Annotated in this window: 15 protein-coding genes; 8 read left to right on the plus strand and 7 right to left on the minus strand. The window is 74.4% G+C overall.

Annotated features, from left to right (window positions below; all coding sequences use genetic code 11):
• Positions 1 to 4: 4 nt before the first annotated feature.
• The gene (locus QDR37_RS13900; protein ID WP_279714381.1) at positions 5 to 1,744 is read right to left on the minus strand and encodes a glycoside hydrolase family 15 protein; all 1,740 of its coding nucleotides are present in this window, start codon (positions 1,742 to 1,744) and stop codon (positions 5 to 7) included.
• Positions 1,741 to 3,123 carry an FAD-linked oxidase C-terminal domain-containing protein gene (locus QDR37_RS13905; protein WP_279714382.1) on the minus strand — a complete coding sequence of 461 codons (1,383 nt, stop codon included), beginning with the start codon at positions 3,121 to 3,123 and terminating at the stop codon, positions 1,741 to 1,743. Before QDR37_RS13905 ends, QDR37_RS13900 begins: the two co-directional genes overlap by 4 nt.
• Positions 3,124 to 3,178: 55 nt before the next feature.
• Here QDR37_RS13905 and QDR37_RS13910 point away from each other — a divergent pair, with 55 nt between their 5' ends.
• On the plus strand, positions 3,179 to 3,694 hold the full coding sequence (locus tag QDR37_RS13910; RefSeq protein WP_279714383.1) for a DUF6328 family protein: 516 nt from the start codon (positions 3,179 to 3,181) through the stop codon (positions 3,692 to 3,694).
• Positions 3,695 to 4,014: 320 nt separating this feature from the next.
• On the opposite strand, the gene QDR37_RS13915 is transcribed toward QDR37_RS13910, so the two are convergent.
• Positions 4,015 to 4,512 (minus strand): hypothetical protein, encoded by a 498-nt coding sequence (locus QDR37_RS13915; protein ID WP_279714384.1) that lies wholly within the window; start codon positions 4,510 to 4,512, stop codon positions 4,015 to 4,017.
• 61 nt (positions 4,513 to 4,573) lie between these two features.
• Entirely contained in the window at positions 4,574 to 5,401 is an 828-nt protein-coding gene (locus QDR37_RS13920; RefSeq protein ID WP_279714385.1) for a Ku protein, read from the minus strand.
• Between the two features lie 179 nt (positions 5,402 to 5,580).
• Between QDR37_RS13920 and QDR37_RS13925 the strand changes: the two genes are divergently transcribed.
• The 6 genes from QDR37_RS13925 (at position 5,581) to QDR37_RS13950 (ending at position 13,578) form a co-directional block, all read left to right on the plus strand.
• Positions 5,581 to 8,034: an ATP-dependent DNA ligase gene (locus QDR37_RS13925; RefSeq protein WP_279714386.1), complete on the plus strand. Its 2,454-nt coding sequence runs from the start codon at positions 5,581 to 5,583 to the stop codon at positions 8,032 to 8,034.
• A gap of 126 nt (positions 8,035 to 8,160) precedes the next feature.
• Positions 8,161 to 8,586 carry a hypothetical protein gene (locus QDR37_RS13930; RefSeq protein WP_279714387.1) on the plus strand — a complete coding sequence of 142 codons (426 nt, stop codon included), beginning with the start codon at positions 8,161 to 8,163 and terminating at the stop codon, positions 8,584 to 8,586.
• Positions 8,587 to 8,625: 39 nt separating this feature from the next.
• Positions 8,626 to 10,008, plus strand: a complete 1,383-nt coding sequence (locus tag QDR37_RS13935) for a phosphotransferase (RefSeq protein ID WP_279714388.1) — start codon at positions 8,626 to 8,628, stop codon at positions 10,006 to 10,008.
• Complete coding sequence (locus tag QDR37_RS13940) at positions 10,005 to 12,143, plus strand: S9 family peptidase (protein ID WP_279714389.1); 2,139 nt, start codon at positions 10,005 to 10,007, stop codon at positions 12,141 to 12,143. The genes QDR37_RS13935 and QDR37_RS13940 overlap by 4 nt, the downstream gene beginning before the upstream one ends.
• A 395-nt stretch (positions 12,144 to 12,538) precedes the next feature.
• Positions 12,539 to 13,162: a DUF559 domain-containing protein gene (locus QDR37_RS13945; protein ID WP_279714390.1), complete on the plus strand. Its 624-nt coding sequence runs from the start codon at positions 12,539 to 12,541 to the stop codon at positions 13,160 to 13,162.
• A 203-nt stretch (positions 13,163 to 13,365) separates the two neighbouring features.
• Positions 13,366 to 13,578, plus strand: a complete 213-nt coding sequence (locus QDR37_RS13950; RefSeq protein WP_279714391.1) for a hypothetical protein — start codon at positions 13,366 to 13,368, stop codon at positions 13,576 to 13,578.
• 101 nt (positions 13,579 to 13,679) lie between these two features.
• On the opposite strand, the gene QDR37_RS13955 is transcribed toward QDR37_RS13950, so the two are convergent.
• Both QDR37_RS13955 and QDR37_RS13960 read right to left on the minus strand, forming a co-directional pair.
• Positions 13,680 to 15,779, minus strand: coding sequence for a DEAD/DEAH box helicase (locus tag QDR37_RS13955; protein ID WP_279714392.1), 2,100 nt, complete (start codon positions 15,777 to 15,779; stop codon positions 13,680 to 13,682).
• Between the two features lie 178 nt (positions 15,780 to 15,957).
• Complete coding sequence (locus tag QDR37_RS13960) at positions 15,958 to 17,412, minus strand: FAD-dependent oxidoreductase (protein WP_279714393.1); 1,455 nt, start codon at positions 17,410 to 17,412, stop codon at positions 15,958 to 15,960.
• A 233-nt stretch (positions 17,413 to 17,645) separates the two neighbouring features.
• Between QDR37_RS13960 and QDR37_RS13965 the strand changes: the two genes are divergently transcribed.
• Positions 17,646 to 18,653 (plus strand): phosphodiesterase, encoded by a 1,008-nt coding sequence (locus QDR37_RS13965; protein ID WP_279714394.1) that lies wholly within the window; start codon positions 17,646 to 17,648, stop codon positions 18,651 to 18,653.
• Here the strand turns inward: QDR37_RS13965 and QDR37_RS13970 are convergent.
• A complete protein-coding gene (locus tag QDR37_RS13970; RefSeq protein ID WP_279714878.1) occupies positions 18,628 to 20,202 on the minus strand; it encodes a stealth conserved region 3 domain-containing protein in 1,575 nt (524 codons plus the stop codon). The genes QDR37_RS13965 and QDR37_RS13970 overlap by 26 nt on opposite strands.
• Positions 20,203 to 20,303: the final 101 nt, after the last annotated feature.

Here is a 20,303-nt window from a genome sequence, read left to right on the forward strand (position 1 = left end):
CGCATCACCCGGCGAGGCGCAGCGACGTCTCGAGCATGAGCGCGTGCACGAAGGCCTGCGGCAGGTTGCCTCGGAGCTGCCGCTGCTGCACGTCGAACTCCTCGGCGAAGAGCCCCGGCGACCCGGCGGCGGCCCGGTTGCGCTCGAACCAGCGGAAGGCCTCCACCCGGTCGCCGACCGCGTGGTGCGCGAGCGCGATCATGAAGCCGCAGAGCAGGAAGGCGCCCTCCTCCTCGCCGAGCGGCCGGCCGTGCGCGCGGAACCGGTACGCGTAGCCGTCCGCCGTCAGGTCGTCGAGCACGCGCTGCAGCGTCGCGAGGTTGCGCGGGTCGTCGGGCGCGAACGCGCCGCGGACCGCCGGCATGAGCAGCGCCGCGTCGGTGCCGTCGGTGTCGGGGTGCTGCTGCCAGTAGCCGTCGGCGTGGAGCGCCCGCGACGTCGCCTCCGCGGCGAGCGAGTCGGCGAGCCGCAGGTAGCGCGCGGCCTCGGCCGGGCCCTGCTGACGGGCCATCGAACGCAGCCCGGCGACGCAGAGCAGCCGCGACTGCGTCCACCAGCGGGGCTCCATCTCCCAGATGCCGGCGTCGGGGGTGTCCCAGCGCTCCCCGATCGCCTGCATGGCGAGGTTCGCGGCCCGCCGGCCGTCCGAGTGGAGCAGGCCCGCCCGCTCCCCCGCCGCGAAGAGCAGCAGGGCGTCGCCGAACACGTCGAGCTGGAACTGCCGGTGCGCGCGGTTGCCGACGACGGTGCGGCCGCCCGGGTACCCGGGGAGCGTGAGGTCGACCTCCGGCGGCATGGACCCGCCGTACGAGGTGTAGACGGGCTTCAGCCCGGGGCCGTCCTCGAGCACCCGGGCGGTGACGAAGTCGAGCGCCGGCTTCAGCAGCGAGGTGCCGCCGGCGGCCGCGTCGGCCTGACCGGCGAAGCACTGGTCGCGCAGCCAGGTGTAGCGGTAGTCGTAGTCGCGGGAGCCGCCGATGTTCTCCGGCAGGCTCGTCGTCGCCGCGGCGACCATGCCGCCGCCCGACGACGTGAAGCCGCACATGACCGCGTACGCCTGCTGCGCGTCGCGAGGAGCGATCGACGCGCTCATCGACGGCACGCGCTCCCGCCACGACTGCTCCGTCGCCGGCCACGCCACCTCGGCGCGCAGCGGCCGGTCGGGCAACGTCGTGCCGAGCTCGAGCACGAGGTCGCGCTGCTCGCCGGACTTCAGCGCGAGGCGCATCCGGATCACGCCGGACGTGTCGGCCTCGCCCTCGGCGGCGCCCTGGAACCGCCAGCGCAGGCCGTCGGCGTTCGTGCCGGTCCACACGCCGGCGTCGTCGCGCCGCACGCTCCGGGAGCGCTTCGCGCGGCCGTAGTCGCCGGACACGTCGAGCTCGACCTCGACGACGACGTCGCCGTCGGTGGCCTCGATGCGCCGCAGCAGCGTGAGCGTGTCGGGGTACGACGGCAGCGCGAGGGCGTCGAGCACCTCGACCCGCTCGGTGCGGCCGATCCAGCGGCTGTGGAAGATGAGGCTGCCGGGCTCGTAGCTGCCGCCCCAGATGCTGGGGCTCGCGGGTCGGACGCTGAACGTGCCGGCGCCGCCCAGCAGCTCCGCGAACACGGCCGGGCTCTCCCAACGCGGCGCGCAGAGCCACGAGATGCTGCCGTCAGGGGCGAGCACCGCCCCGCGCTCGCCGTCGGCGATGAGGGCGAGGTCGCGGATCGAGTGGGTCGAGAGCGGCGGCCGCGTCACAGCGCCTTCCCCGGGTTCAGGATGCCGAGCGGGTCGAACGCCGCCTTCACCCGGCGCGACAGCTCGAGCACGTCCTCGCCGAGCTCGCGCTCGATCCAGCGCCGCTTCAGCACGCCGACGCCGTGCTCGCCGGTCAGGGTGCCGCCGAGCGCCATCGCCGCGGTGAAGATCGCGTCGGCGGCGGACCAGACCGCGTCGGGGATCTCGCCGGGTGCGTGCGGGAGGGTCGGGGGGATCACGACGTTCGGGTGCAGGTTGCCGTCGCCCGCGTGCGCGACGGTGGGGATCGGCAGGCCGTGCTCGACGCTGATCCGCTCGATCGCGCGGAACATCGCGGGCAGCGCGCTGCGCGGCACCGCGACGTCCTCGATCAGCACCTCGCCGAGGCGCATGAACGCGGGGTGCGCGCTGCGGCGCAGCGCGAGCAGCCGCTCCCCCGTCGCCTCGTCGGTGCTGCGCTCCGCGGCGCCGCCCACCTCCGTGAGCAGCGCGACGGCGCGGGCGGCCTCGGCCTCGGCGGCGGCCCCGTCGGTGCGGACGAGCAGGAACGCTCCCCGGCCGGCGAGCGGCGTGGTCTCGCCGCGTGCGGCGTAGAGGGCGTCGATCGCGGCGCAGCTCGCGGCGTCCATCAGCTCGAGCGCCGCGGGCCGGAGCCCCGAGGCGGTGATGGCGGCGGCCGCGGCGGCCGCGTCCTCGACGCTCGCGAAGGTGCCGGCGACCGTGACCGCCGGGGTGGTGTCGATCCGGCGGAGCTTCAGCGTCGCCTCGACGACGACCCCGAGCGTGCCCTCGGAGCCGATGAGCAGCGCGGTGAGGTCGTAGCCGGTGACGCCCTTCACGGTGCGGCGGCCGAGCCGCACGAGACGCCCGTCGGCGAGCACGACCGCGAGGCCGAGCACGCTCTCGCGGGTGACGCCGTACTTCGCGCAGAGCAGTCCGCCGGCGTTCGTCGCGACGTTGCCGCCGACCGTCGAGATCGCACGGCTCGCCGGATCGGGCGGCCACCAGAGCCCGTGCGGAGCGAGCTCCCTGGCGAGGTCGTCGGTGACGACACCCGCCTGCACGACCGCGACCTCGTCCTCGACGTCGATCTCGAGCACCCGGTCCATCCCGGAGACGTCGAGCACGAGCGAGCCCGCGGTGCCGACCGACCCGCCGGCGAGCCCGGTGCCGGCGCCGCGCGGCACGACCGGGACCCGGTGGGCCGTGGCGAACCGCAGCGCGGCCTGCACGTCCTCGATGGAACGGGCCCGGACCAGGGCGAGCGGCTCGTCCGCCGTCGTCCAGCCGCTGCGATCCGTGCGGTAGGGCTGCAGCGCGCCCGGATCGGTGACGAGCGCTGGGCCGAGCCGCGTCGCGAGCTCGTCGAGGACCGGCATCCCCGCAGCCTACGAACCGCCGCTGGACGAGGGGACGCTCGCTACAGTGCGCGCTGTGACGGATCAGGCCGGACCGGGCGGCGAGCGGGTCGACGCGGACCCCGACGACGGCCGCGACGAGACCGCGACCGAGCGGCTCGACCGCAACTGGAACGCGCTGCTGCAGGAGCTGCGGGTCGTCGAGACGGGCACCCAGATCCTCACCGGCTTCCTGCTCACCGTGGCGTTCCAACCGACGTTCCGCGGGCTCGCGGCCCCCGAGAAGACGCTCTACCTCGTGCTCGTCGCGCTCGCGACCTCGGCGACGGTGCTCGCCCTCATGCCCGTGGCGCTGCACCGGACGCTGTTCCGGCAGCGGGCGATGGACCGCATCGTCGCCTGGACGGACGTCCTGCTCCGCGCGGCGCTCGCCGTGGTCGGGCTCGTCGTCGTCGGGGTCGCGGTGCTCGTGTTCAGCGTCGCCGCCGGGCCGGCGCTCGCTGCGGGAGCCGGAGTCGTGGCGCTCGTCGGGGTCGCCGTCGCGTGGTTCGTGGCGCCGGGCGTGCTCCGCGCGCGCTCCGGTCGCCGCTGACGGCCGGTCCAGAATCCGGGCCCACTGATTCGGTCGACCGCATCGGATCCCGCCTCTGATCCGAATCCGGTGCGGATACGCCGCTGGACCGAATCCGTGGCGAGACGGAACCCGCGGCGCGAGCAGGCTTCAGGACCGAGACCAGGATTCAGGACCCGGGGTCCTGCGACGGTGCGGCTCCGGCCGGACGGCCTGGATTCGGGCGACGTCCCGGTGACGGGCGCCACCGATTCGGTCGCCCGCACCGGATCCGGCCCCTGGCCCGAATCGCGTGCGGATGCGCCGCTGGACCGGATCCGCGGCGCGCAGGGCACGACGGCTCAGGCCTCGACCGACGCGTCCGGGTGCTGCCGGTGCACGGCGAGGCCGCCGCCGGTCTCCTGTCCGCCGTCGACGACGGACGCGAGCAGCGCCCGCACGGCGGGACGCAGCGTGCGGAACGCCGCGTCCGCGACCGCTGCCTCGGGGCTCATCGCGTCGATGCCGCGCGACTCGAGGGCGTCGCAGACGGCGCCCGCGGCGAGCAGGTCCTCGGCCGCGAAGCGGAGCGCGTCCGAACGCGGCGCACCGGCGCCGACGAGGGCCACCATCGTGCGCTGCTGCCGCGCCTCCTGCAGCGCGAGGATCCAGACGGCCGCGTCGACGGCGCCGGCGAGCCCGGTCGAGATCACCGCGCACCGCTCCGGCAGGTCCCGGAGCGGCACGTCGACGTCGCCGAGGGCGTCGACCCAGACGAGCACGTCCGCGTCGTCCCCGATCGCCGAGGCGCCGGCGACGCCCCAGTCGAAGCGGACCTGGTAGCGCTGCTGCAGGGTCACGATCCTCGATGCTGCCGCATCGAGCCCGACTGCTCGGGCCCGGCGGATCGGGCCCGACGGCTCAGGCGCCCTTCGCCTTCGTCTTCCGGTCCTCCGCGGCCTCGCGGTTCGCGGCGACCGAGCGCCGCAGCGCCTCCATGAGGTCGATGACCTCGCCGTCGCCCGCGGCCTCCTCCGGCTGCCGGCCGAAGGTCTGCTCCGTGTCGACCGCGTCGCCCTGCGCGAGCTTCGCCTCGACGAGCTGGCGCAGCTGCACCTGGTACTCGTCGGTGTAGTCCGCGGGCGAGAAGTCGCTCTCGAAGCTGCGCACGAGCGACTCGGCCATCTCGACCTCGCGGTCCTGCAGCTTCACCTCGGCGTCGAGCGACGGGAAGTCGGCCTGCCGCACCTCGTCGTCCCAGAGCAGCGACTGCAGCAGCAGCACGTCGCCGTGCACCCGGAGCGCCCCGAGGCGCGTCTTCTGCCGCAGCGTGAACTGCACGATCGCGATGCGGTCGGTGCGCTCGAGCACCCGCCGCAGCAGCATGTAGGAGCGGGGGCTCTTCGAGTCGGGCTCGAGGTAGTAGCTGCGCTCCAGCCGGATGGAGTCGACCTGCTCGGTCGGCACGAACTCGACGACGTCGATCTCGCGGCTCTTCTCGACCGGCAGCGTCTTCAGGTCCTCGTCGGTGATCACCACGGTGCGGTCGCCCGCGTCGTACGCGCGGTCGATGTGCTGGTAGTCGACGACGCGGCCGCAGATCTCGCAGCGCCGCTGGTAGCGGATGCGGCCGCCGTCGGCGTCGTGGACCTGATGCAGGGACAGGTCGTGATCCTCGGTGGCCGCGTAGAGCTTCACGGGCACGTTGACGAGCCCGAACGTGATGGCACCGCGCCAGATGCTGCGCATGCTTCGCCTTCCTAGGGGTGGGGAATCCCTGGTGGAGGCACAGTATGGCCCTCCGCACCGCGTTTCCGCGGCCCCAGATCACGGGTGTGGACGACGGAGGGGTCCGCCACCCGGCCGATGTGCGCGGCTACGCAGGCCGTCTCAGCGATTCAGCAGACGCTCAGACCACGCTGAGCAGCATGCCGGGCAGCGCGCAGAAGCAGGTCGTCGACGTCGACGGCCGCCGCGTCGCGCTCACCTCGCTCGACAAGGTGCTCTACCCCGGCACCGGCTTCACGAAGGGGCAGGTGCTCGCCTACTACACGGCGGTCGCCGGCGCGCTCGTGCCGCTCGCCGCCGGGCGGCCGGTCACCCGCAAGCGCTGGCCCGACGGCGTCGGCACCGCCGAGGCGCCGGGCGAGATGTTCTTCGTGAAGAACCTCGAGGGCCACGCCCCCGACTGGCTGCCGCGCCGGGCGCTCGTCACGCACCACTCCACCAACACGTACCCGCTGCTGCTCGACCGAGCCACGCTCGTCTGGCTCGCGCAGACCGCGGCGCTCGAGCTGCACGTGCCGCAGTGGCGCTTCCGGGACGACGGCAGCCCGGCGAACCCCGACCGGCTCGTGCTCGACCTCGATCCCGGCGAGGGCGCCGGCCTCGCCGAGTGCGCCGAGGTCGCGCGCCTCATCCGTCCGATCCTCGAGGGCATGGGCCTCGCGCCGCTGCCCGTGACGAGCGGCTCGAAGGGCATCCACCTCTACGCCCCGCTGCCCGGCGAGCAGACGTCCGACGAGGTCACCGAGGTCGCCCACGCGCTCGCGCGCATGCTCGAGGGCGACCACCCGGACCTCGTCGTCAGCGACATGAAGCGGAGCATCCGCGCGGGCAAGGTGCTCGTCGACTGGAGTCAGAACCGAGCCGCGAAGACGACCCTCGTCCCGTACTCCCTCCGCGGCACTCTGCGGCCGGGCGCGGCCGCGCCGCGCACGTGGGAGGAGCTCGACGACGAAGGGCTGCGGCAGCTGACACCGGACGAGGTCGTGGAGCGGCTCGAGCGCGACGGCGACCTGCTCGCCGCGCTCGTGCCCGAACGCGACCCGCTCGCGAGGTACCGCAGCATGCGCGATGCGGGACGGACGCCCGAACCCGGCGTGCGCGAGGTCGCCGCCCCGAGCACGGGCCGCGGCGACTCGTTCGTCATCCAGGAGCACCACGCGCGGCGGCTGCACTGGGACTTCCGGCTCGAGCGCGACGGCGTCCTCGTCTCGTGGGCGCTCCCCCGCGGCGTGCCCGGGCTCGGCGAGCGGAACCACCTCGCGGTGCACACCGAGGACCACCCGCTCGACTACGCGTCGTTCGAGGGCGAGATCCCGAAGGGCGAGTACGGCGGCGGCTCGGTGCTGCGCTTCGACGCGGGCACCTACACGGCCGAGAAGTGGCGCGACGGCGAGGTCATCGCCACGCTCGCGGGCGCCCCGGACGGCGGCCTCGGCGGCGGCCCGGTGCGGGTCGCGCTCGTCCGCACCGGCGAGGCGAGCCCACGGGCGGGCCAGGACCCGTCGGATCATTCGGGCGAGCAGTGGCTCATCCACCGGATGGCGCTGCCCGAGCCCGCGACGCCGGCGGCACGGTCCGAGCCGCTCCCCCGCCCGGTCCGGCCGATGCTCGCCGCCGCGGCTCCCGCGGGCGGACCGAACCGCGACGAGGCGTGGTCGATCGAGATGAAGTGGGACGGCGTCCGCGCGCTCGCCGAGGTGCGCGACGGCGTCGTCGCGCTCACGAGCCGGAACGAGCTCGACCTCACCGCCACGTATCCGGAGCTCCAGGCGCTGGCCCGAGCGGTCGGGGCCTCCTCCGCCGTGCTCGACGGCGAGATCCTCGCGCTCGACGCCACCGGGCGGCCGAGCTTCGCGCTGCTGCAGCAGCGGTTCGGGCTCACCCGTCCGGGCGACGTCGAGCGCGCCCGGCGCGCGGCGCCGGTGCAGCTCTTCCTCTTCGACCTGCTCGAGGTCGACGGCGAGCCGGTGACCGCCGTCCCGCACGCCGAACGCCGGCGGCGGCTCGAGCGGCTCCTCAGCCCGGAGCCGGGCATCGAGATCCCGCCCGCGGTCGGGGCCGGCACGGGCGGCGACCTGCCGGAGCTCGTCGCGCGGGCGCTGGCGACCAGCCGCGCACTCGGTCTGGAGGGCCTCGTGCTGAAGCGCACCGACTCGCGCTACCGGCCCGGCGCCCGCACCTCCGACTGGCTCAAGGTGAAGCACGAGCGCACGCAGGAGGTCGTGGTCGGCGGCTGGCGGCCGGGCGACGGGCGCCGCAGCGGCGGGGTCGGCTCGCTGCTCGTCGGGATACCGGGCCCGGACGGGCTCGAGTACGTCGGCAGGGTCGGCTCCGGGTTCAGCGACGAGGAGCTCGAGCGGGTGGGTGCCCGGCTCGCCGAGCGGACGGCGGACACGGCCCCCTTCGTCGATGTGCCGCGCCCCGACGCGCGCGACGCGCACTGGGTGGTCCCCGACCTGGTCGGCGAGGTGCGGTTCGCCGAGTGGACGGGCGCCGGGCGGCTGCGGCAGCCGAGCTGGCGCGGCTGGCGGCCGGACAAGCGGCCGGAGGACGTCGTGCGGGAGCCCGAGGCGGCCGTCGCCCCGCGGGGCTAGCCTCGTCGGCATGGCAGCAAGGCCCACCGACCCCGACGACACCCCGAGCGAGGACGAGGTCGAGCAGGACTTCACGACGCCGGCCGACCCCTACCTCGAGACCGGCGCCGAGCCGGACCAGCCGGCGTGACGGCAGGCCGTCGCCTCACCGCGGGACTGCTCGCGGCCACCGGTCTCGCCGCCGCGCTCGTCGCGGCCGGTGAGGAGCGGCGGCGGCGGCTGATCGACTCCGCCGCGATCGTCGCGCGGCGCGCGTTCGAGACGGTCCAGGAGGTCCGCGACCGGTGGACCGAGACGACCACCGACGCCCGCGACCGGTGGACCGACGCCGCACTCGGGGTCCGCGACCGCTTCACCGAGACCGCCGACGAGCTGCGCGCCCGGGCGGCCGACACGGCCGGCGACTGGCGGAACCGCGCCGACGAGAACCTCGAGCGGGCCCTGCTCACCGCCGCCGAGCACCGCGACGCCTCGCTCGACGACGCCGACGACACCGACGACACCGACGACGAGCAGCCGCGGCCGGCGGCCGGCCACGACCCCGCGCGCTGACCTCGGTTCCGCGTCAGGCTGGGCCGATAGGTTGCAGCGATGACCTCCGGCACCGGCACCGCGCCGTCCGCGCTCGGGCCCGACCTCGTCCGCTGGATGAGCGGGCAGCGCTGGTTCGCGAACAGCGACGAGGCCCCCGCGCTCACGCGGCTCGGCTCGTTCCCCCTGCCTCCCGGCGACGCCCGCTCGGTCGAGACGCTGCTCGTGCTCGACAGCTCGCCAGGGGCTGCCGCGCTCTACCAGGTGCCCGTCGTCCACCGCCCGCACGACGACGGCGACCGCGTGCCGATCGCGGCGGACCGCGACGGTGTCGTCCTCGACGGCCCCCGCGACCTCGCCTACGTCGCCGCGCTGCTCCGGCTGGTGCTCGGCGGCGGCAGCGCCCAGGGCGACACGGTGCGGGCCGAGGGCCGACCGCTCGGCTGGGAGGGGCCGGTGCCGCGCATCGTCTCGGCCCGCGTGCTGTCCGGCGAGCAGTCGAACACCTCGATCATCATCGAGACCGCCCGCGACGACGGCCCCGCCCCGGCCGTGATCGTCAAGGTCTTCCGCGCCCTGCACCACGGAGAGAACCCCGACGTGGTCCTGCAGTCGGCGATCGCCGCGGCAGGCTCGCAGCGCGTGCCGCGCACGTACGGCGCCCTGCTCGGCGAGTGGCCGGACCGCGGACGGCCCGGCGGCCGCGCCACCGGGCACCTCGCGGTCGCCCAGGAGTTCCTCGCCGACACCGAGGACGCGTGGCGCGTCACGCTCGCCGCCGCGCGCACCGGCGCCGACTTCCGCGGTCCCGCCCGCGACCTCGGGGCCGCGACGGCCGAGGTGCACCGCGTGCTCGCCGAGGCACTGCCGACCACCGACGCCGATGGACGCGCGAAGGACGCGGTGCTCGCGAGCATGCGCGGCCGCGCCGGCCAGGCCGCGGCCGCGGTGCCGTCGCTGCGCACCCGCACGGGCGACATCGACGCGGTGCTCTCCGCCGCGGCCGCCGACGAGTGGCCGCGGTTCCAGCGCATCCACGGCGACCTCCACCTCGGCCAGGTGCTGCTCGTGCCGGGCCGCGGCTGGGTGCTGCTCGACTTCGAGGGCGAGCCGCTGCGGCCCATGGACGAGCGCAACGAACCCGACTCACCCCTGCGCGACGTCGCGGGCATGCTCCGCTCGTTCGACTACGTCGCCGGCACGCTCGAGCTCGAGGGCGGCGACGTCGCACGCGCCCGGGCGGGCGCCGACGCCGCACGGGCCGCGTTCCTCGAGGGCTACGCCACGGGTCTCGGCGAGCCGATCGAGGCCCATGCGCGGCTGCTCGCCGCGTTCGAGCTCGACAAGGCGCTCTACGAGTGCGTCTACGAGGTGCGCAACCGACCCGACTGGCTGCCGATCCCCGAGCGGGCCGTCCACCGACTCCTGGAGGTCGCCGCGTGAGCACCACAGCCCTTCCGCCGGTCGCGGCGAAGCATCCGACGGAGCGCACGCACCACGGCGACACCGTCGTCGACGAGTACGAGTGGCTGCGCGACAAGGACGACGAGTCGGTCCGCGCCCACCTCGAGGCCGAGAACGCCTGGACGGACGCCCGCACCGCGCACCTCGAGGGCCTGCGCGAGCGCATCGTCGGCGAGATCAAGGCGCGGACGAAGGAGACCGACCTCTCGGTACCGAGCCGCGAGGGCGACTGGTGGTACTACTCGCGCACCGAGGAGGGCAAGCAGTACGCCCGGCACTGCCGCGCCCCGATCGCGGGGAAGGACGACTGGACCCCGCCCGCGCTCGAGGCGACCGTGCCGGGCGAGCAGGTGCTGCTCGACGACAACGCCGAGGCCGAGGGCCACGACTTCTACTCGCTCGGCAGCTTCGACGTCTCCCTCGACGGCACGCTCGTGCTCTGGGCGGTCGACACCGAGGGCGACGAGCGGTACACGCTCCGGGTGAAGCGCATCGACACCGGCGAGGTGCTGCCCGACGTGATCGAGGGCACGATGCCGGGGGCGCTCTTCGCGCCCGATGCCGGCAGCGTCTACTACACGACCTGCGACGAGGCGTGGCGTCCGGACACCGTCTGGCGACACCGGCTCGGTGCGACCGGCGACGACGAGCAGGTCTTCAGCGAGCCCGACGACCGGTTCTGGGTCGGCGTCGGCATGACCCGCAGCCGCCGGTACCTCGAGATCGGCGTCGGATCGAAGATCACGAGCGAGTCGTGGCTGCTCGACACCGAGCGTCCCGACGAGGGCTTCCGGGTGGTGTGGCCCCGGCGCGAAGGCGTCGAGTACTCCGTCGAGCACGCCGTGCTCGACGGCCGAGACCGTCTGCTCGTGCTCCACAACGAGGGCGCCGAGAACTTCGAGCTCGTCGCGGTCGACCCCGACCGCCCCGAGGACGCGGCCGGTCGCGAGACGCTGATCGCGCACGATCCGGCGACCCGCCTCGAGGACGTCGACGCGTTCGCGAGGTTCGTCGCCGTGTCCTACCGCCGCGACGGGCTCGCCCGTGTCGGCGTGCTGGCGCCCGGGGGCGCCGACCCGATCGACGAGGTCCGCTTCGACGAGCCGCTGTTCTCGGCGGGGCTCGGAGCGAACCCGGAGTGGGCGCAGCCGACGCTGCGGCTCGGCTACACGTCGATGGTGACGCCGTCGACGGTGCTCGACTACGCGGTCGCCGAGCGGCACCTCACGGTGCTGAAGCAGCAGCCGGTGCTGGGCGGCTACGACCCCGCCGACTACGCGGAGCGCCGCGAGTGGGCGCTCGCCGAGGACGGCACCCGGGTGCCGATCTCGCTCGTCGGCCGCCGCGACGTCCTCGGCGACGGCGCCGGTCCCGCGCCGATGCTGCTGTACGGCTACGGCTCCTACGAGGCGAGCATGGACCCGTCGTTCTCGATCGCGCGGCTGTCGCTGCTCGACCGCGGCGCGGTGTTCGCGATCGCCCATGTGCGCGGCGGCGGCGAGATGGGTCGCGCCTGGTACGAGCAGGGCAAGACGCTCACGAAGCGCAACACGTTCACCGACTTCGTCGCGGCGGCCCGGCACCTCGTGCAGGCGGGCCTCGCATCGCCCGACCGGCTCGTCGCCGAGGGCGCGAGCGCGGGCGGCCTCCTCATGGGCGCGGTCGCGAACCTCGCCCCCGAGCTGTTCGCGGGCATCCACGCCGGCGTGCCGTTCGTCGACCCGCTGACGAGCATCCTCGACCCGTCGCTGCCCCTCACGGTCATCGAGTGGGACGAGTGGGGCGACCCGCTGCACGACCCCGAGGTCTACCGGTACATGAAGTCGTACTCGCCGGTCGAGAACATCCGCGATCACCCGTACCCGCGCATCCTCGCGACGACGAGCCTCAACGACACCCGCGTGCTCTACGTCGAGCCGGCGAAATGGGTCGCACGGCTCCGCGAGGTCGGGGCCGACGTGCTGCTGAAGACCGAGATGAGCGCGGGCCACGGCGGCGTCAGCGGCCGCTACGCCGCCTGGCGCGAGCGGGCGTTCGAGCTGGCCTGGATCCTCGACGTCCTGGGCCTCGCCGACGCCCAGCCCGCGTCGCCGGGCGCCCATCCGACTCGCTGAGCCCTGATCCGCGTTCAGGCGGAACGGCTTCGTTCAGGCACCAGGGCGCGCCTCCCGCCTGAACGAGGGCCGTCCGCCTGATCGCAGAAGGGTGATCCGCTCCTCCCCAAGCGATCGGGAGCGGCGCGAACCGGCGCTGTTCACTCACGTCGCGTCCGCACCGCCCCTGCGATGGCCACACTCGCCGCCGTGCAACGGAACTTCTGGACCACGGCGCAGCTCCGCGCCGCAGGCTGGTCGAAGCAGCGGATCGCCCGGGCCGTCGAGGTCGGCAGCATCGCTGTCGTGCGCCGGGGCCACTACGCCTCCCGGACGCGCCGCTCCAGCTCGTCCGTGCCGCGAGGCTCGGCGGCGTCGCGACCGCGACGACCGCTGGCCGCGAGCCCGGGCTCTGGGTGCCCCCGGACCGGCGTCTTCACGTCGCGCTCCCCCATGGCGCGAGCCGGCTCCGGGACCCGGACGACGCCGTCACAGCGTTCATCCCCCGGCCGGATCTCTGCCTGCACTGGTCCTCCGGTGCGCTCGACGTCGACACGCCGACGCGGACCGCCTCGATGCCGGCGCTGCTCGAGGACGCGTTCGACTGCCTGCCGCCGGAGCACGTCCTGACCATGGTCGACTCCGCGCTGAGCATGAGGCTGCTGCGTGAGCGCGATCTCGCCGCGCTGTCAGCGGTCCTGCCCGCGCACCTCGTGCGAGTCGTCGCGGCCGCCGACGGGCGGGCGGAGTCCGGCATCGAGACGCTCGCCCGCTACCGACTGCGGCTCGCGGGGCTCCGCGTCGAGGTGCAGGTCGTGATCCGGGGCGTGGGACGGGTCGACCTGCTCGTCGAGGGCCGGCTCATCGTCGAGCTCGACGGCCGGGAGACCCATGACGGCGGTGAGGCCTTCGAGCGGGACCGCGTCCGTGATGTCGCCGCTGCCGTCGACGGGTACCGCAGCCTCCGCCTCAGCTATCGGCAGGTGATGTACCGCTGGCCTCGGGCGCAGGAGGCGGTCTTCGCGGCGCTGGCGTCCTGATCGCCCCCGTCCGCGTTCAGGCAGTCAGCCCGGCTTCAGGCGCCGGGGCGGCTGCTTGGCCTGATCCGGGCGCTGCTGCCTGAACGCGGACGGCGGGCCCACCCGAAGGGGTGAACTACGGACGACGACTCGCCTCCCGCTCTGGCGGGTCGCGGGCGTCGTCCCTAGCCTGACCGGATCCCGAGCCGCGAGGGGGATCCACCATGACGCAGACCACCGAGGCGAACGGCACGTTGCTCGACGCCGTCGGCCGCGCGAAGCACACCCTGAAGGCGCAGCACTCGCCCGGCGCCGCATCCGTCACCGTGCACGGCGTGTGCCCGATCGCCGGGTGCCGGGCGATGACGGTGACGGAGGTGCGCGCGGACACCGACACGGTCACGTGCGCGGAGTGCGGCACCGCCTTCGACGTGTGATCGCGTCGCCGGGCACCGCGTGTAGGTGATCCGTCCTCGTGTAGGTCGACACGGTCGTCTCCGACCTACACGAGCGCGAAGTACCTACACGCGGTATGGGGCTAGTGCAGGGCGTCGGTCAGGAGTCCGATGAGCGCGTCGAGCTGCACGCTCGTCTCGCCCGTGACCTCGCTGTCGTCACCGTCGAGCGCGCGCGCCGCGAGCGACGCCTTCGAGTCGACGAGCTCGGCGATCTTCGCGTCGATCGTGTGCGCCGCGATGATGCGCCAGGCCGTCACCGGCTCGGACTGCCCGATGCGGTGGGTGCGGTCGATCGCCTGCTGCTGCTCCGCGGCCGTCCAGGACAGCTCGGCGAGCACGACGTTCGACGCGACCTGGAGGTTGAGTCCGACGCCGGCCGCCGTGAGCGAGCAGACCGCGGCCTTCACCTTCGGGTCGGTCATGAACGCGTCGACCTCGCGCTGGCGCTGCTGCGCCGACTGGTCGCCGCGGATCGAGATGCTGCGGATGTCGCGCCGCGCGAAGGTGGCCTCGGCCTGGTCCATCACGTCGATGTGCTTCGCGAACAGCACGACCTTGCCGACCGACCGGGCGAGCTGCGTCGCGTAGTCCGCGGCGAGCGCCGCCTTCGCCTGGCCGATCTTGCGGACCATCGTGAAGATGTTCTCGCCGGTGGTCGCGGCTCGCGACTCCTCGAGCTCGGCCTCGGCGACCATGCGGATGAGGCCGCGGCGCTCCTCGTCGGTGGTGGGCTTGCGCGCCGAGACGAGCGAGCGGTACCGGGAGACGAGCCGCTGCTGCAGCTCGCGCTCCGCCTGCTTGATCGAGCGCCCCAGCTCGTCGTCGAGCTCGACGGGCAGGTCGACCACGCGCTTGGCCGGCAGGTCGGCGGCGACGTCGATCTTGCGGCGCCGCACCACACCCATGTCGATGACCGCCTGACGGGCGGCGGGCAGGAAGCCGGGGTCGGCGGGCGACAGCCCGGTCTCCTCGAGCGCCGCCATGAGGCGGGGACGCGGCTTCGTCTCGTCGATCCAGCCGAGGAACTGCCAGATGGCCTTGAAGTCCTCGGTGCTGTTGATCACCGGGGTGCCGGTGAGCGCGAGCAGCAGCGGGTCGGCCTGGCGCTCACGCAGCGCCGCGGCGAGCGAGAGCACGAGCTTCGACCGCTGCGACGAGAGGTTCTTGATGAAGTGCGCCTCGTCGACGACCATGCCCTTGAACCCGAGCGTGCGGAGCCAGCCGGAGTGCCGGTCGAGCACCTCGTAGTTCACGATCACGACGTCGGCGAAGGCGTCGAGGTCCTCGCCGTCGCCGTGGATGACGGTGGCGGTGCGCTGCGGCGTCCACCGCTGCACCTCGCGCGCCCAGTTCATCTTCACGACGTTCGGCACGACCGCGAGCAGCGGGTAGGCGTTCGCGACGCTCGCCGCGAGCAGGCTCTGCGCGGTCTTGCCGAGGCCCGGCTCGTCCGCGAGCAGGAACGTGCGGTGCCCCTCGACGACCGACTCGATGAGCTCGGCCTGGTGGTGCATGAGCGTCTGCCCCGGCGGCGCCCAGCGCGGCCGGGCGGGCGGCTCCGGCAGCGCCATGCTCGTGACCGAGCCGCCCTGCTCGAACGCACGAAACAGCGGCCCGAGCAGCTCCCAGTTGGCGAGACGCCGGGTGAGATGCGGCGTGAGGCCGAGCGAGAAGTCGGGGACGAGGAACGGGTTCGCGAGCTGCCTGGAGCGCACGCTGCGCGGCACGACCTGGCGCTCGGCGAACGGGTCGGCGACGCTCGGGACGGGGGCCGGGGCCTCGTCCTCGGGCACCTCGTAGCCGGCCTCCTCGAGCATGCGGCGCCGCAGCGCGCGGGCGGCGTCGGACGGCGTGTGGCCCGGCTCGAGCAGCGCGATGAGCGAGGTGTCGCGGGCGGCGGTCTTGGCGAGGATCGTCGCGATGCCGTCGAGCCGCTTGAGGGTCTCGGCGCGAGCGTCCTCGGGCAGGTCGGGGTCGGACTTCGCCCGGGCGCGCTCCTCGCGGGCGAGCACGGCGATCACCTGGAACTTCGTGCGCCCCGACGGGCTGACCGGGCCGCGGGACGCCGCCGTCTCGACCTCGCGCACGGCGCGGGCGAGCACGGGGATGAGGCCGGTGTTGTCGAAGGTCCCCTTGCGCTGCGCGCGGGGACGGGGCGCGGTCGCCGTCGTACGGGCCAAGCTGCTCTCCTGGAGTGCCACGTCCGCGCCTGAAGCGGCCTCGGGAAGGCCGGGACGGGAGGTGCGGACCGGTGGGATGGTCCCGCGGCCGGACGGGGGCGGGTCGGCGACGCCGGACCCGGGGCGGAGCTTCGAGGCACCCGGCCGTGGTGGCCCCATGATACCGCCGGAACGGGATTCAGCCGGACGACGCGCTGCCCCAGTCCGCGGGGTCCGCGACCACCGGCAGCGGTCCGCGTGCGCCGCCCTCGAGCACGGCCCCGTCGGGGGCGAAGCGGCTGCCGCAGACCGGGCAGTCCCAGCTGCGCTCGAGGTCGTTCCAGGTGAGCGCGCCACCGAGGCGCGTGCAGCGCCCGGAGACGCTGCGCACCACGCCGCCGACTCGGCTCGTCGCGACGAGGCCGCGGTCGGTGCGGTGCACGACGCCCTGGCCCTCGCCGAGCAGGCGCCGGTCGGCCGGGGTGAGCCGGTGCGCGCCGCGGACGAGCCGAGCGGCCGCCTGCGCGTCCGCGCTGAGGCCGATCGCGCCGCTCGCCGGCCGCGTCACGCGGCGACCGATCGTCCGCGCCCAGGCCGGCTGCGACGTCCCGAGGATCTCGGCGGCGATGCGGATGGCGGCCGCCGCGCCGTGGGTGAGTCCCCAGCCGTCGAAGCCGGTGGCGAACCGCACCCGGCCGCCACCGCCGGGGAGCGCGCCGACGAACGCGATGGGGTTGAACGGCCGGTAGTCCTGGCCGCTCCACCGCGCGTCCTCGGCGAAGCCCTCGAGGTGCGCGGTCGCGAAGCGCTCGAGCGCGGCCGCGAAGCGGGTCTCCGGGCCGTCGACCCCGACGGGATGCGCCCCGCCGATCACGGTGGTGCCGCCGTCCGGTGCCGACGCGATCGTCGTGCTGCCGGTCGCGCCGAGCGCGGTGAGCAGCGGCAGGCCGGGGTCGACGCCGGTGCCGTGCAGCGCGAGGATGCGGAACGCCTGCGTCTTCAGCGCGTAGAGGCCGCGGTCGAGGATCGGCGTGCCCGTGGCGAGGACGACGTCGTGCGCGCTGCGCTCGGCGACGGCGGTGCGCACGCGGCTGCCGCCGAGCGGGCGCACGTCGAGCCCGATCACCCGCTCGCCCTCGACGATCTCGACGCCGAGCCCCTGCGCCGCCCGGGCGAGCTCGCGCAGCAGCACGCGCGGGTCGAGCAGCAGCTGGTCGCGGAGCCGCAGCGCACCGAAGGTGCGGAACGGGAGATCGGGGTCGCGCTCCTTGACGACTCTGAGCCCCGCCCGCTGCGCGGCGAGGTGCTCGTCGTCGATGCGGGAGGCGCCGCCCCGCTCGAGCGCGACGAGCAGCGCGTCCCGCCGGTCGACAGGGATCCCGCGCCGCGCCGCGAAGTCCTCGATCAGGGCGAAGCCGGCCGCGTTCGCCGCGCGGTAGGCGGCGGCGTTTCGGTGCGCGGTCTCGGCGGCCATCCGCCGGTAGGCGGTGCCGTGCAGCTGGCTGACGACGCCCGCGGAGCGGCCGCTCGACCCGCCGCCGACCGGCTCGGCGGTGATCACGACCACGCGGCGGCCGGCTTCGGCGAGCAGCAGCGCGGTGGTCAGCCCGACGATCCCTGCGCCGACGACGAGCGTCTCGGTCCCGTCGGCCATGGGTGCACCGTACACAGCGTCACCGAGCGCGGAACGAGGGGCTGCTCCGTCGTCGCCGTACCTGTGCATCGGGGAATTCCCGGCGCGCCGCGCGCCCTGCGGGCCGCGCCCGGGGAAGCGGGGACGATGCCTGTTCATCAGCGGGTCGCCTGCGCGTCGCCCACCGGACGGGGAACGAGCCCCCGGCACCGGCACGATGCACGACAGCCCATTCCCGGCGAGAGCAGGAGTCGATGTCTTCGCGAGGCGCTTCCCACAGCCGCCCGATCCCGCGCACGGCGGAGCACGCCCGTCCGGACCACTTCCTGCTCCACCTGAGCGACACCCACCTGCTGCCCGCCGGCGGGAAGCTCTACGACTCGGTCGCCCCGGAGCGCACCCTGTCCCGCATCTTCGCCGACCTCGAGGCCTCGGGGACCCACCCTGAGGCGATCGTCTTCACGGGCGACCTCGCCGACCACGGCGACGCGGACGCGTACCGCCTGCTGCGCGGCATCGTCGAGCCCGCCGCCGCCCGCCTCGGTGCCGAGGTGATCTGGTGCATGGGCAACCACGACGACCGCCGCACCTTCCGCCGCGAGCTGTTCGGTCAGCTCGGCTCGACCCGCCCCGTCGACCGCGTCTACGACGTGAACGGCCTGCGGGTCATCACGCTCGACACGTCGGTCCCCGGCGAGCACTGGGGCGCGCTCTCCGGCGCCCAGCTCGACTGGCTCGCCGAGGAGCTCGCCACCCGTGCGCCGCACGGCACCGTCCTCGCGATGCACCACCCGCCGCTGCCGTGCATCCAGGATCTCGCGGTGCTCGTCGAGCTGCGCGACCAGGCCGAGCTCCGCGAGGTCGTCGAGGGCAGCGACATCCGCGCGATCCTCGCCGGGCACGTGCACTTCTCGACGAGCGGCACCTTCGCCGGCGTCCCCGTGTCGGTCGCCTCGGCGACCTGCTACACCCAGGACCTCACGACGGAGGCGCGCGGCACCCGCCCGCAGGACGGCGCCCAGTCGTACAACCTCGTGCACGTGTTCGACGAGATGGTGCTGAACTCGGTGGTGCCGATCACCGCCGGACGCACGCTGTCGACGACCTCGGCGGCGGACAGCGCCGCGGTGCTCGCCGCGCACGGCGTCACCGTGCCCGCGCGGCGCAACGAGCCGCTCGAGGCCGTCCGCCGGCCCGACCGGATCGATCGCGAGCTCGAGGCGATGACCTCGCCGATCACCCTGCCGCGGCGCTCGGAGTGACGTCGGCCGCCTCGGTCTCCCAGGGGGCCGAGAGCGGGAAGTAGCGCCGCAGGAACGCCTGCACCTTGCGGGAGCGCTCCTCGGGCGACACCTCGGGGAAGCTGCCGTCGTTCAGGCAGAAGAAGTCCCACGCCCGCGTCTTCAGCAGCCGCTTGAGGAGCGCGAGGCCCTTCCGCGTGGTCGTGTCGACGTAGAGCACCGTCGAGGTCGTGTTCTGCACGGCCCGCCCGGTGAGCAGCGCGTAGTAGTGGTACAGCGAGTTCGTCACCGACACGTTGTCCATCGCGCGGAACGGGCTCGCGGCGGTCGCGGCGAACTCGTCCGGGAACGTCGCCTCGAGCTCCTCGAGCACGCTCTTGCGCAGCGGCGTGGCCGCGTGCTCGAGGTGCCGCGTCGTGACCCGGCCGAACCGCTCCTGCAGCAGCCTGCGGTTCACGCGGGCGGCGTTCTCGAAGCCGCTGCGACGCGGGTCGTTGTCCCCCACCCCGATCCGGGTCTCGGCCTCGATGAACTTCGAGACGCCGCCGGGCGAGAAGAAGGCCTCCTTGCCGAGCGGACGGCCGATGAACATGTCGTCGTTCGAGTAGAGGAAGTGCTCCGCGAGGCCGGGGATGCGGTGCAGCTGGCTCTCGACCGCCTGCGAGTTGTGGGTCGGCAGCACGCTCGGATCCGCGAAGAACTCCTCGCTCCGCACGACGCGCACCCGAGGGTGGTCGGCGAGCCACGCGGGCGGGGTCGAGTCGGTGGCGATGTAGATGCGCCGAACCCACGGGAGGTACGCGTAGACGGAGCGGAGCGCGTAGCGCAGCTCGTCGATCTGCCGGTAGCGGGCCTCGGCCTCGTCGCCCTCGCCGACCACGTAGGCGGCCATGCGGCGGGCGCGGGCGCGCTGCCACTCCTTGTCGGTGCCGTCGACCCAGGAGAAGACCATGTCGACGTCGAACGTGACCTCGCTCACGTGGTCCGCGAACATGTGTGCGAGCGTGCGCCAGGTGCGCCCGTAGCGCTCGACCTCGACGATCTCGGTCTCGTCGGCCCGGAACGACTTGCGGGTCAGCGCGTTCGGTGCGGGCACCCGCACCTCGGGGCCCTGACGCAGCCAGAGCTCGAAGCGGATGGCGTGCTCGGTGTGCAGCGTGCCGGCCGCGTCGACCCGGGGGCGCACGAGCTCGAGCAGCCGTACGTCGCGACCCTCGGCGAGCTCGCCGTCGGCGACGAGCAGCGGGACGCCCTTCGGCGTGAGGTCGCGGCGGCGGAGCCGGATCGCGTAGCAGGGCTCGTCGGCGAACGCGGTGGCGAGGGCGCGCTGCACGGCGACGCGGTCGCGCTCGTCGACGGCGAGGATCGGCCGGTCGGCGTCGTCACGGGCGAGCAGCACCTCGACGCCGGCGGCCTCGAGCGCGTCGGCGACGAGACGGATGTCCTCGGCGAGGGCGTCGGCGGGCGGCTCGGTGCGCGCGAGCGCGAGCAGACCGCCCGACTCGGCGACGTCCTTGCGGGACCGGACCCGGGACGCCGGGGTCTGCAGCGGTCGGAGCTTCGAGCGCACGTCGGCCAAGGATCCCCCTCGCGGTCGGCGTCCTACCCGGCGAGGCGATCCGGGAGGGCAGGGGATGCCCTGCCGCCGCAGTCTACGGGGACGGCGGCACC

This window comes from Amnibacterium sp. CER49, from assembly GCF_029846255.1.
In the GTDB taxonomy this organism is placed as follows: Bacteria; Actinomycetota; Actinomycetes; order Actinomycetales; family Microbacteriaceae; genus Amnibacterium.